The organism is Chroococcidiopsis thermalis PCC 7203, assembly GCF_000317125.1.
GTDB classification, from domain to species: Bacteria; Cyanobacteriota; Cyanobacteriia; order Cyanobacteriales; family Chroococcidiopsidaceae; genus Chroococcidiopsis; species Chroococcidiopsis thermalis.
This window is the reverse complement of record NC_019695.1, coordinates 5642741-5654984: the sequence shown is the minus strand read 5'-3', so window position 1 is coordinate 5654984 and position 12244 is coordinate 5642741. Positions and strand designations below refer to the sequence as shown.

Sequence of the window (12244 nt, the reverse complement as noted above, 5' to 3'; positions counted from 1 at the left end):
TCAAAAGTCAAAAGTCAGAAGTTATAACAGATCGCTGATAACTGCCCCCCTGCTCACTGCTCACTGCTCACTGCTCACTGTTTCGCTCCAGCTACATATGCTCCCCAAAGACTAGCACCGTCCATATTGGCATCGGTTAAGTTGGCTTGGGTAAGATTTGCCATTTTCAATTCTGCTCCACTCAGGTTAGCACCTTTGAGATTCGCTCCAGATAAATTAGCACCATTCAATTTAGCACCGCTTAAGTCAGCATGAGTAAGATTTGCCATACTCAAAGAGGCTTCTTGCAGGTTTGTTGCGCTTAAATTCGCTCCACTCAAATCGGCTTCGCTCAAAGATGCTTCTTTCAAGTTAGCACCACTCAAATTTACGCCGCTCAGAGCAGCACTGATGGCATCGATGCCTTTAAAATCTCTCTCTCCAGCTTGATAGCGCTCGATTAGTTCTGAAACGTTCATCTTCACCATCGATTCTCACAGTAGGATTGGTAGTAAGCATCAAGCTTGAGCGAACGGACTCTAGAGCCTGTGTAGTCGTGACTTACAGTCGCAAGAGTGCTTACTCGTATAAGTTTTGCAAATATAAAAAGCGAGAAAAGTAAGATTAGATACTGATGTTGGGGAAGGTGGAGCAATTTATGCAAATCGAGCAATGTCTTCATACAGCTATACTAGTCTCCAATTTAGAGCAAGCCGATCGCTTCTACGGGGAAATTTTGGGATTAGCCAAAGTCGAGCGATCGCTCAAATTTTCTGGTAGTTGGTATCAAGTCGGCACGTATCAAATTCACCTGATTGTTGCACCCAGCGTACCTTTTACAACTCAAAACCCCGAAAAATTGGGTCGCAATCCTCATATTGCTTTTGCTGTATCCGATCTAGATGCTGCCAAGCAAAGACTTTTGGCTCACAACTGTCCTATTCAAATGAGCGCTTCCGGTCGCGCAGCTCTTTTTACCCAAGACCCTGACGGCAATATCATCGAATTGAGTCAGTTATCAGGGTAATGGGTAATTGTTATCAGTAGCTAGTGGCTGGTGGCTAGTGACTAGAAATTCTTCCTTGTCTTCCTTGTCTCCCCTGTCCCCCTTGTCTTCCTTGTCCCCCTTGTCCCCCTTGTCTTCCTTGTCCCCCTTGTCTTCCTTGTCTTCCTTGTCCCCCTTGTCCCCCTTGTCTCCCTTGTCCCCCTTGTCTCCCGTGTCCCCCTTGTCCCCCTTGTCTCCCGTGTCCCCCTTATCCCCCTTGTCCCCCTTGTCCCGACTTAATGACAATCTTTGCTTACTGCTATACCGATCCTCTCCTCGATCCGACACCCGATCTCGGTCGATGGCAGGGTATGGATCGAGTTTATCAAGACTTAGGGCAGCGATCGCAGTTGCAGCAGTTGTTGAGTGACTGTCAGACAGCACCACCAAACTGTTTGTATATTCGTCGCTTGGACGATCTAGGCGATAGTATGGCAGAAATTGGCGATCGCTTGGTTCAATTACAGGCTCTGGGTGTAAAGGTAGCGATCGGTGAATCGTCTTTAGCAACCGATTTGGGGAGTGAATTAACGCTACAGACAGATTTAATTCAACTTCTACACACCATAGGACAACAGCAGCGCAGCCGTCGTCTGCGTCAAGGACACGCTCGCACTCGTCTCAATGCCTTGCCTCCTCCTGGTAAAGCTCCCTATGGTTATCGGCGTGGTAAAGAAAAATACGCGATCGACCGCACGACTGCTCCAGTTGTGAAAGATTTTTTTGAAAATTTTCTCCTGTTCGGTTCTTTGCGCGGAGCAGTACGGCATTTAGCACAAAAATACGGCAAAAAGATTTCCGTGACTACCGGACGACGTTGGCTGACGAATCCTGTTTATCGAGGCGATACGGCTTATCAAAACGGTGAGACGATCGCCAATACTCACGCACCAATTATTTCTCGCGAAGAGGCGGCTCAGATCGATCGGCTGTTGCGGCGTAACCGCCAGCTCCCGCCGAGAACTGCTAGCGCTCCTCGTTCCCTCGTCGGATTAGCAAATTGTAGCGAGTGCCAAGCGCCAATGACGGTTGTGAGCGTTACTGCTCGTCGTCAAAAGCGAGAATATCTCTACTTGCGCGCCTTACAATGTCCTCATCGCCCTAAATGCGGTGCTATTGCCTACGAACAGGTATTAGAACAAACAATTGCTGCTATTTGCCGCGATTTACCTAATGCTGTGGCTCAAATGAATTTTCCGCAATTGGATGCAGCAAAGCAGTCTTTACTCAACGCGATCGCCAATCGGGAAGAGATTCTAGCTCAACTTTCTCAGCTTACTAGTACAGGTATTTTGGATGAAGAGACTGCTAATTTACGCGCCTACAAACTGCGCGCGGAAATTTCCCAGTTACAAGCTCAATTTGCGACTTTACCACCAGTTAATTTACGTTCCGTAGCTCAGGCTGTATCCATTCCTCAATTTTGGTTCGATTTATCTGAATCGGAGCGTCGCTTCTACTTTCGCGAATTCATCGACCAAATTCAGATTCTGCGGCAAGATACGGCTTGGCAGGTACGCTTAGTTTTTGTTTTTTAATATTAGGCTTCACTGCAATATTAGGTTTCGCTTCTCAGGCGCATTGCTAGTTCTGCAAATAAAGCCGATAATGTAATTCGATTAGCTTTGTCGCTCCGAATTTCCTGAGTTTCTCGCTCAACTGTTGCTAGAATTTCCGCATATTTCTTGCCTATATCCTCGTTCATATTTTTAGATTGGTCTAAAATCTGCTGGCGTAAATCTCGGGCAATTTTATTTGTTTGCTCGTCCAAATCAAAAAGCTTTCTCTCTAGATTTTCAACTTGGTTTTTATGTTCTTGGGTCAGTTCTTTTAAAGTTTCATCTCGACTGACTTGCTGTTTTTTAACGACTTCTGTGAGAGATTCAATCTCTTGTCTGATGTAGGCTTCCAAGCCATCCATGCGCTTTCTTGTATCTTCCCGCAGTTCTGTAAATTCTTTCAGCAGTCGTTCTTCAATCCGGTTGAATCTTTTATTATTTTCTCGAACTTGCGTCCCGAAGAGAATCTCTCGAATTTTATCTAAACTTCCACTACTCAAATTTTCTACCTGAGCATATTGAGAACCATTTGCTCCAGGTGAAATCGACTCGTTTTTTGGAGATTCTCCATCTATATATTTGATATCGTCCTCTGTCGATGCACTCATTATTAACTCCTTATCTTTTCCTGAAAATGATTTATTTACATTTTCATTCTTACCAGATCGTTTGCGATCGCAGTCCGAATTTAACTCAACTTTTCTAGTTTAGACGAGATTGTCTCTAAAATCTTTTCTTGAACCTTGTAGGCTTTCTTACTGGTGTATATACTTTAATTTACTAAAATTAATCGTAGCGCGAGTGCTTGAGGTTAATTAAAGTTTTTTGAAAAATTTAAACTTCGCTTTACAACAAAATCTCGAAAAACCAAGAAAATATTAAAAAATCTACACAGATCGTCTTTGTCACAAAGAACTGTAACAAGATAGATCTTACTGAGTTCGATCGTTTCCAGTTTGGAGCCGCGTCACAACGTAACTATCGTGAGAAAATGTTAATTGCTCGCGATCGCAACTAACATGAGCAATACAATATTAAAATTCATAGATAGATGTCTCGCCGATAAAGAGTGTGGGTATATTTACAGGAAATAGACCAAATAACTTGGGCGTGCGCGATGGTAAGCTCGCCCCATGTCCGAATACACCAAACTGCGTCTCTAGTCAAAGTACAGATGCTAGCCATAAGGTAGAGCCGCTGAACTATACATCTGCTCCTGAGGTGGCGTTGACCCAACTCAAACAAGTTATCTCAAGTTTACCGAAAACAAATATTGTGACGGAAACTGACAGCTATATCTATGCTGAATTCACGAGTGCGATCGTGGGTTTTGTCGATGATGTCGAGTTTTATTTAGATCGCGACGCACAAGTCTTCCACGTCCGTTCGGCTTCTCGATTGGGTAAATCCGATCTGGGCGTGAATCGCAAAAGAATCGAGACGATTCGAGCGCAGTTTCAAGAACTACAAGTACAAAATTCCGCTTAGTACAAGAAGAAAAGAAATAAAACTGATAATCGGTCACTGGTCACTGGTCACTGGTCACTGACAAAAAAATACCCTCCTACTGTGGCTTGAGGAGGGTTTGAATCTTTGCATGAGGAAGCAGACTGTTTGGTCTACTGAAAGATAGAATAGAAGGCTAATGTGACATAAATGTGACACAATTTTCAATTCGATCGCCTTCTCTGTCAATTGCTATATGTTTTTCTGGGCGTACCTCTGTGCGCCCTTACTAATTTGTCTATCTCGCGAATTAATCTACAAAGTCTGAAGGCATCTCAGGTTGTGCCTTGTCATTTGAAGAGATTGGACGCTGACCATCCACATTCAACGTCTTGTCAACTTTAAAATCATTCGCAGCGATAGGGCGTTGACCGTCAATATTTACTGTCTCTTTAATGTCTAGATTGCTGGGATCGACTGGACGGCTGCCGTCTACATTCAATGTCTCTTGAGTTTGCAGATTACTAGCAGTAATGGGACGCTGACCATCCACATTCAGGGTATCGCGCACTTCATTGCGATCGGCAGCGATAGGGCGTTGACCGTCAATATTTACCGTCTCTTTGACTTCTAGATCGCTAGGATCGACGGGACGATTACCATCTACGTTAATCGATTTTCGGGTTTGCTTCTTGCGACTCATGTTTCTTTCCTATATCGATTCTTATGGGTGAATCATTGGGTGGGGGTGGGTTAATTAAGTTCCTGGTGTAGAAACAAATATTTTTGCTGAAGCCACTCCTACAGACTTAATACTTTTGCGCTCTTCAGTGTTGCGCTTCTCTTCGCGCCTTTGCGTCTAACGCTACGCTTCACCTACGGCTGATGCGCGACACAAAATCTTTTCTTGATTTCTTCAACCACGATCCAAAATTTATCTTTTAACCACATCAAAAACATCTACTAAAAGTCCAATCATCAAAAATTAAAAATCCCCCACCCGTAGGTGAGGGATTTTCTCATTTAACTACACAACTAGGTAGAGGCATTAGCCAAACTTACCAGCCGTGGAGGCAATGAGGAACGCAGCATACGTGAGGATGTATCCAGCAGCGAAGTGACCCAAGCCAACAATCCGAGCTTGAACGATGGATAGAGCAACGGGCTTGTCTTTCCAGCGAATCAGGTTCGCTAGAGGAGTCCGCTCGTGCGCCCAGACCAAAGTTTCGATCAATTCTTGCCAGTAACCGCGCCAAGAGATCAGGAACATGAAACCAGTTGCCCAGATCAAGTGTCCGAGGAGGAACATCCAAGCCCAGACAGACAGGTTGTTCATGCCATATGGGTTGTAGCCGTTGATTAGCTGAGCTGAATACAGCCACAGGTAATCGCGCAGCCAGCCCATCAAGTATGTCGAAGACTCGTTAAATTGAGCTACGTTGCCTTGCCAAATACCTAAGTGCTTCCAGTGCCAGTAGAACGTGACCCAACCAGCAGTGTTTAGTACCCAGAAAGCAGCTAGGTAGAAGGAGTCCCAAGCGGAGATGTCGCAAGTACCGCCACGACCAGGACCGTCGCAAGGGAAGGCATAACCGAAGTCTTTCTTATCGGGCATCAGCTTGGAACCACGGGCATCCAACGCGCCTTTAACGAGTACCAACACGGTTGTGTGGATCGCCAAAGCAAAAGCGTGGTGTACCAAGAAGTCGCCAGGACCGATGGTCAAGAATAGAGAGTTCGTGCCGTTATTGATTGCATCCAACCAGTTAGGCAGCCATGCAGCGCCAGCGGTGGAAGCAACGCTATCGGGATTCGATAGCAGGGTATCGAAGCCGTACAGTACTTTACCGTGAGCGCCCTGAATGAACTGCGCGAAAACTGGTTCGATCAGGATTTGCTTTTCAGGAGTACCGAAGGCTACTACAACGTCGTTGTGGACGTATAGACCCAAGGTGTGGAAGCCCAAGAAGAGAGACACCCAAGACAAGTGGGAGATAATCGCTTCTTTGTGCTTCAAGACGCGATCGAGAACGTTGCCTTTGTTTTGCTCTGGGTCGTAGTCGCGTACCCAGAAGATTGCAGCGTGGGCAAACGCACCCAACATCAACGCACAAGCAATGTACTGGTGATGGGTATACAGCGCTGCTTGTGTCGTGAAGTCCTGCCCGATGAATGCATAGGGAGGCATCGCGTACATGTGCTGCGCGACCAAGGATGTAATCGTTCCCAGTGCAGCCAGTGCCAAAGACAGCTGGAAGTGCAGGGAGTTGTTGATCGTGTCGTACAAGCCTTGGTGAGGCAGGTTGAACTGACCTTCAGTGCTAGCGCCGAAGAATTTCTTGGCGTTGAGCATTTCTTTGATGCTGTGACCGATACCGAAGTTGGTACGGTACATGTGTCCGGCGACGATGAATAATACAGCGATCGCCAGGTGGTGGTGTGCCATATCCGTCAGCCACAAGGACTGGGTTTGGGGATGGAAACCACCTAAGAAAGTTAGAATTGCGGTTCCTGCGCCTTGACTCGTGCCAAATACGTGATTGGCAGTGTCAGGGTTAGCAGCATAAGCGCCCCAGTTACCAGAGAAGAAGGGTTGTAGCCCATCTGGATGAGGTGGGGTGGTGAGGAAGTTACTCCAACCAACGTGCTGTCCGCGAGATTCGGGGATCGCAACGTGAACTAGGTGTCCAGTCCAAGCTAAGGAGCTAACGCCAAACAGACCAGCTAAGTGGTGGTTGAGGCGTGGCTCGGCGCTCTTGAACCAGGAAAGACTGGGGCGGAACTTGGGTTGCAGGTGCAGCCAGCCAGCGAACAGGAAGAGAGACGCTAGCAGCAGCAGGAAGACAGAACCCATGTAGAGGTCGTTATTTGTCCGCATCCCAATGGTGTACCACCAGTGGTAAACACCAGAGTAAGCAATGTTAACGGGATAGCTTGCACCACCTTGGGTGAAAGCATCAACTGCGGCTTTGCCGAATTGCGGGTCCCAAATTGCATGGGCAATGGGACGGACGTGTAGTGGGTCTTTAATCCACTGCTCGAAGTTGCCTTGCCAAGCGACGTGGAACAGCAGGCTAGATGCCCACAGGAAGATGATTGCCAAGTGACCGAAGTGAGTGGCGAAGAGTTTCTGATAGAGATTCTCTTCAGTCATCCCGTCGTGGCTTTCAAAGTCGTGAGCGGTTGCGATGCCGTACCAAATCCGACGTGTTGTCGGGTCCTGGGCTAGGTCTTGGCTAAATTTAGGGAATTTTGTTGCCATAGGTTACGTGAATCCTCTGACCTATTGCCATCAGCAATCCATAAGAATTGCTGATGACTGAATGCTAACCTACTGAAAGTATTCGCGCCTCGAAGAACGCCCAGATCGTGACGATCGCACCCAAGAGGTAGTGAGCTACCCCCACAGCTCGACCTTGAATGATACTCAAAGCACGAGGCTGTACGGTGGGAGCGACTTTTAACTTGTTGTGCGCCCAAACGATCGATTCGATCAGTTCTTGCCAGTAGCCGCGACCGCTGAACAAGAACATTAAGCTAAATGCCCAGACAAAGTGAGCGCCCAAGAACAGCAGTCCGTAAGCGGACAGTGCCGAACCGTAGGACTGAATGACCTGAGCGGCTTGCGCCCACTGGAAGTCACGCAACCAACCGTTGATCGTAGTGGCGCTCAACGCCCAGTTGCCTGCCGTAATGTGATTGATCGTACCGTCTGGGTCTACCGTGCCCCACACATCCGATTGCATCTTCCAGCTGAAGTGGTAGACGGCGATCGAAATCGTATTGAACATCCAGAACAACCCTAAGAATACGTGATCCCAACCAGAAACTTGGCAAGTACCGCCGCGTCCTGGACCGTCGCAAGGGAAGCGGAAGCCCAAGTTAGCCTTGTCTGGGATCAAGCGAGAGTTACGGGCAAACAAGAAGCCCTTAAGCAGGATTAGTACAGTAACGTGGATTTGGAAAGCGTGGATGTGGTGGATCATGAAATCCGCCGTACCCAACGCGATCGGCATCATGGCGACTTTTCCACCTACAGCCAGCACGCCGCCACCGAAAGCATAGCTGACGGGTTCGAGGGCGTTAGGAGCGGTAGAACCAGGAGCCAAGGTGTGTAGGTTTTGCACCCACTGCGCGAATACGGGCTGAAGTTGAATCGCCGTATCCGAGAACATATCCTGGGGACGACCGAGCGCTTGCATCGTGTCGTTATGGATGTACAAGCCGAAGCTATGGAAGCCCAAGAACATGCACACCCAGTTGAGGTGAGAAATGATAGCGTCGCGGTGACGAAGGACTCGATCCAGAACGTTGTTCATGTTCGTGGCTGGATCGTAATCCCGCACCATGAAAATGGTGGCGTGAGCCGCACCACCGACGATACAGAAAGCGCCAATCCACATGTGGTGCGTGAAAATGGACAGCTGGGTGGCGTAGTCGGTTGCCAAGTACGGATACGGAGGCATCGCGTACATGTGATGCGCCACGATAATCGTCAGCGAACCCAGCATGGCTAAGTTGGTTCCCAACTGAGCGTGCCAGGAAGTGGTCATGTTTTCAAACAGACCTCTATGACCGTCTCCGGTGAAGGGTCCTTTGTGATTTTCCAGAATTTCCTTCAAGCTGTGACCGATGCCCCAGTTCGTCCGGTACATGTGTCCGGCAATGATGAACAATACGGCGATCGCCAAGTGATGGTGCGCTTGATCTGTCAACCACAGTCCGCCAGTCACGGGATTAAGCCCGCCCTTGAAGGTGAGGAAGTCAGCATACGCGCCCCAGTTCAACGTCCAGAAGGGTGTTAAACCTTGAGCAAAACTGGGATACAACTCAGTCATCAAATTGGAGTTGAGGATAAATTCTTGCGGTAAAGGAATATCCTTTGGCGCTACCCCAGCATCCAACAGCTTGTTAATTGGCAAAGATACGTGGATCTGGTGTCCCGCCCATGCCAAGCTACCTAGACCTAACAATCCTGCTAGGTGGTGGTTCAGCATTGACTCGACATTCTGGAACCATTCCAACTTAGGAGCGCGTTTGTGGTAGTGGAACCAACCAGCAAACAGCATTAGCGCCGCCATGACTAAACCGCCAATGGCAGTGCAATAGAGTTGGAACGTGTTCGTGATGCCAGCACCACGCCAAATTTGGAAAAACCCAGATGTAATCTGAATGCCGTGGAAGCCACCACCGACATCAGCATTTAAAATGTCTTGACCAACAACAGACCAGACGACCTGAGCGCTAGGCTTCACGCCCAGCGGATCGGCTAGCCAAGCTTCATAGTTTGAAAAACGAGCGCCATGAAAATACATCCCGCTCAACCAGATGAAGATCACCGCTAAGTGACCGAAGTGAGCGGCGAAGATTTTACGGGAAATATCTTCTAGGTCGCTGGTATGCGTATCGAAATCGTGTGCGAGGGCGTGCAGGTTCCAAATCCAGGTTGTGGTTTTGGGACCTCTAGACAAGGTGCGATCGAAGTGTCCTGGTTTTGACCACAACTCAAATGAAGTTGGAACCGGATCGTTATCGACGACAACTCTTGCTTTCTTTTCCTCTCGCTCCGGAGGACTGATCGTCATTTAGACTCTCCTCTCTTGACAAGGAAACAGGAGTGGTTTAATTCACAAATCGATTTTCTTTGAAGAAGCCAACCATTTTGTCTGCTTTATGACATCCATCAGGTAGACAAGAAGACCGATCGTGAAACTGCTTTCTGATGAATTATAAAATCTCGGTTGTCTTCATCTTAGGCGTTTGTTAACAATAATTCAAAATTGCTCAACATTAAGCAGGTTCAGGTGTCCAACTTTCCATGACTGTGAAAAAAGTCAAGGGGGTTATTTATATAATTTACAAAGCTAAATAATTTGCAACACTTATGAAGAAAGGAGCCGGAAGTCAGGAGTCAGGAGCCAGGAGTTATATCTTGAGACAGAAGTTTCTGAGTAGCTATAGTTGTAAAGAATGTATAAGTCACATGTGACCGTTAATACCCTCGGATCGCTAAAAATTAGCCATGATAAGGAAACAATAAGAAATTCTGACTTCTGACTCAGCAATTCCTGTACGGGCGGGTTCACCCGAAATACTTGTCGGAGTCAGAGAGATTTAGTGAACCCGCTCCTACGACTTCTGGCTCCTGACTCCTTCTCGGTCATCTGGCACAATCTGTAAATCATTTCAGGCGATCGACCCCAAACCCTTAAAATTTAGATTGAGGGTGATAGTAAATTTCGAGTATGAGGAGCATTCGGGGTGGTGGCGATCGCAAAACTACGAAAAATGGCTAAGGCTGCGATCGCAGTTCTAGCCGCAGCATGTTTGAGCTTAGGTTTGGTAAGTTGTGGCAGTTCGGATACTTTACGTGCCGCTACTCCCCCAAACGCCCGTAGCCCCGTCCAACTTGCAGGTAACATTACCGAAGTCGCCCCGCCGGAAGCTATTCTGCAACTGCGTCAAGCCTTGGAATTTCGTCAGCCGCAAGTGAAAATCTTGTCTCCCCAGCCCGATGAGGTGCTGCAAGACGATACGGTATCAGCCCGCTTTCAAGTTCAAGACCTACCCATTTTTCAAAATTCAGATTTAGGCTTAGGACCCCATCTTCACGTTATTCTCGATAACCAGCCCTACGAAGCCGTCTACGACGTGCAAAAACCTTTTGTTCTATCCAACCTATCCCCAGGGACTCACACCCTGCGCGTCTTCGCTTCTCGCCCTTGGCACGAAAGTTTTAAGAACGAGGGTGCATACGCCCAAACTACATTTCACGTTTTTACCAAAACCGACGACAACAACCCCAACTCTAGCCAGCCATTATTAACCTACAGTCGTCCTAAAGGTAGCTACGGGGCAGAACCAATCCTACTCGACTTTTACCTTACCAATGCCCCTCTACACCTCGCTGCCCAAGCCGATCCTCAAGACGAAGTTCCCGACTGGCGTATCCGTTGTACGATTAACGGCAAGAGTTTTATCATCGATCGCTGGGAACCGATTTATCTTTCGGGTTTTAACAAGGGCAAGAACTGGGTACAACTCGAATTTCTCGACGAACAAGGCAACCCAGTCAAAAATGTATTTAATAACACCGTCCGCGTCATTTCCTACGATCCGAATAGCCAAGACACTCTCTCAAAACTGGTAAGGGGTGAACTATCCGCCGCCGCCGCCCGTGGTATTGTCGATCCTGACTATAAGGGTGAAGTAGAAGCAGCGCCTGCACCCTTACCACCAGCGATAGAAGAGACTACTCCACCGCAACCAGAAGAAGAAATACCAACCGAAACGAAAGAAAAGCCTGCCGAAACAAAGATTGAAACTCCAGAAACTGAAACTAAAGAACCAACCCCGATACCTCCAGCCAAGGTAGAAGAACCGAAAGGATTTTTCAATCGCTTCCGTCGTCCTTCTGCGGCTACACCATCCCCAACTGTACCGGAAGTCAAAGAATCTCCTGCACCGGAGTTAACTCCACCTGCTGTAGAACCACAGCCAGAAATTTCGCCGGAAGTAGAATCTGCTGTAGAACCAGAAGAGAAACCCGAAGCAGCACCAAAAAAACTAGAGGAAGAACAACCGAAAGGATTTTTCAACCGCTTCCGCCGTTCTCCAGTTGTCGCACCATCTCCAACGCCAGAAGTAGAAGCACCTGCACCAGAATTAACGACTCCTGAAGCAACGGAACCATTACCAGAAATTGCCCCAGAAGTACCAGCAGTAGAAATTACGCCACCAGTCGCACCGACTCCAGCGACTCCCGACTCCCCAGTACGGGCGCACAGCAGTGCGCCCCTACCGACTCCCGACTCTCAACGTTTTGGTGGTTATTTCAATCGTTTTCGTCGTCCACCAACTGCTACACCATCACCCACTTTGCCTGAAGTGGAAGAATCACCCACATCCGAGTTAAATACTCTTGAAGAGGAAACAACTACTCAAGAAACTGCACCAGAGTTAACAACACCAGTAGAACCAAAACCAATTGCGCCAGAAACACCAAAGACTCAAAATCCAATTGGTCAAAAATTTGGTGGTTACTTCAATCGTTTTCGTCGTCCTCAAGTTACGCCATCTCCTAATGTGACACCTGCATTACCAGAAATTACAGAACCAAGCGAACAGCCAATTCCTGACACTAAAAATTCAGGTGATGCGGAGTTGGTTCCGTCTGTTGGTGTACCTGAAAGTATGGGCGATCGCAATTAGCAAT

Annotated in this window: 10 protein-coding genes; 4 read left to right on the top strand and 6 right to left on the bottom strand. The window is 47.7% G+C overall.

Going from position 1 to position 12244, the window contains the following annotated elements:
* Positions 1-74: 74 nt before the first annotated feature.
* Positions 75-458: a pentapeptide repeat-containing protein gene (locus tag CHRO_RS24665; protein ID WP_041462623.1), complete on the bottom strand. Its 384-nt coding sequence runs from the start codon at positions 456-458 to the stop codon at positions 75-77.
* A gap of 179 nt (positions 459-637) precedes the next feature.
* Between CHRO_RS24665 and CHRO_RS24660 the strand changes: the two genes are divergently transcribed.
* Positions 638-1006, top strand: coding sequence for a VOC family protein (locus CHRO_RS24660; protein WP_015156947.1), 369 nt, complete (start codon positions 638-640; stop codon positions 1004-1006).
* On the opposite strand, the gene CHRO_RS30895 is transcribed toward CHRO_RS24660, so the two are convergent.
* On the bottom strand, positions 998-1270 hold the full coding sequence (locus tag CHRO_RS30895; RefSeq protein ID WP_084739234.1) for a hypothetical protein: 273 nt from the start codon (positions 1268-1270) through the stop codon (positions 998-1000). The two genes, CHRO_RS24660 and CHRO_RS30895, sit on opposite strands and share 9 nt — an antisense overlap.
* Here CHRO_RS30895 and CHRO_RS24650 point away from each other — a divergent pair.
* Positions 1264-2562 (top strand): recombinase family protein, encoded by a 1299-nt coding sequence (locus tag CHRO_RS24650; RefSeq protein WP_015156946.1) that lies wholly within the window; start codon positions 1264-1266, stop codon positions 2560-2562. The genes CHRO_RS30895 and CHRO_RS24650 overlap by 7 nt on opposite strands.
* Positions 2563-2582: 20 nt before the next feature.
* Here the strand turns inward: CHRO_RS24650 and CHRO_RS24645 are convergent, their stop codons facing one another.
* Positions 2583-3191: a hypothetical protein gene (locus CHRO_RS24645; RefSeq protein WP_015156945.1), complete on the bottom strand. Its 609-nt coding sequence runs from the start codon at positions 3189-3191 to the stop codon at positions 2583-2585.
* A gap of 463 nt (positions 3192-3654) precedes the next feature.
* On the opposite strand from CHRO_RS24645, the gene CHRO_RS24640 reads away from it, so the two are divergent.
* Entirely contained in the window at positions 3655-4071 is a 417-nt protein-coding gene (locus CHRO_RS24640) for a DUF1499 domain-containing protein (RefSeq protein WP_015156944.1), read from the top strand.
* 268 nt (positions 4072-4339) lie between these two features.
* Here CHRO_RS24640 and CHRO_RS24635 read toward each other — a convergent pair whose 3' ends face one another.
* From CHRO_RS24635 to psaA, 3 genes are all read right to left on the bottom strand, one after another.
* On the bottom strand, positions 4340-4732 hold the full coding sequence (locus CHRO_RS24635; protein WP_015156943.1) for a hypothetical protein: 393 nt from the start codon (positions 4730-4732) through the stop codon (positions 4340-4342).
* Positions 4733-5077: 345 nt separating this feature from the next.
* Positions 5078-7291, bottom strand: a complete 2214-nt coding sequence (gene psaB / locus CHRO_RS24630; protein ID WP_015156942.1) for a photosystem I core protein PsaB — start codon at positions 7289-7291, stop codon at positions 5078-5080.
* Positions 7292-7355: 64 nt separating this feature from the next.
* Positions 7356-9614 (bottom strand): photosystem I core protein PsaA, encoded by a 2259-nt coding sequence (psaA, locus tag CHRO_RS24625; RefSeq protein WP_015156941.1) that lies wholly within the window; start codon positions 9612-9614, stop codon positions 7356-7358.
* 679 nt (positions 9615-10293) lie between these two features.
* Here psaA and CHRO_RS24620 point away from each other — a divergent pair.
* Positions 10294-12240 carry a hypothetical protein gene (locus CHRO_RS24620; protein ID WP_181824231.1) on the top strand — a complete coding sequence of 649 codons (1947 nt, stop codon included), beginning with the start codon at positions 10294-10296 and terminating at the stop codon, positions 12238-12240.
* The last annotated feature ends 4 nt before the right edge of the window (positions 12241-12244 follow it).

What these genes read in the sequence shown, in the direction of transcription:
- CHRO_RS24665 (WP_041462623.1), bottom strand. Translation starts at nt 458, where the DNA reads ATGAACGTTTCAGAACTAATCGAGCGCTATCAAGCTGGAGAGAGAGAT.
- CHRO_RS24645 (WP_015156945.1), bottom strand. Translation starts at nt 3,191, where the DNA reads ATGAGTGCATCGACAGAGGACGATATCAAATATATAGATGGAGAATCT.
- CHRO_RS24635 (WP_015156943.1), bottom strand. Translation starts at nt 4,732, where the DNA reads ATGAGTCGCAAGAAGCAAACCCGAAAATCGATTAACGTAGATGGTAAT.
- CHRO_RS24660 (WP_015156947.1), top strand. Translation starts at nt 638, where the DNA reads ATGCAAATCGAGCAATGTCTTCATACAGCTATACTAGTCTCCAATTTA.
- CHRO_RS24650 (WP_015156946.1), top strand. Translation starts at nt 1,264, where the DNA reads ATGACAATCTTTGCTTACTGCTATACCGATCCTCTCCTCGATCCGACA.
- psaA (WP_015156941.1), bottom strand. Translation starts at nt 9,614, where the DNA reads ATGACGATCAGTCCTCCGGAGCGAGAGGAAAAGAAAGCAAGAGTTGTC.
- psaB (WP_015156942.1), bottom strand. Translation starts at nt 7,291, where the DNA reads ATGGCAACAAAATTCCCTAAATTTAGCCAAGACCTAGCCCAGGACCCG.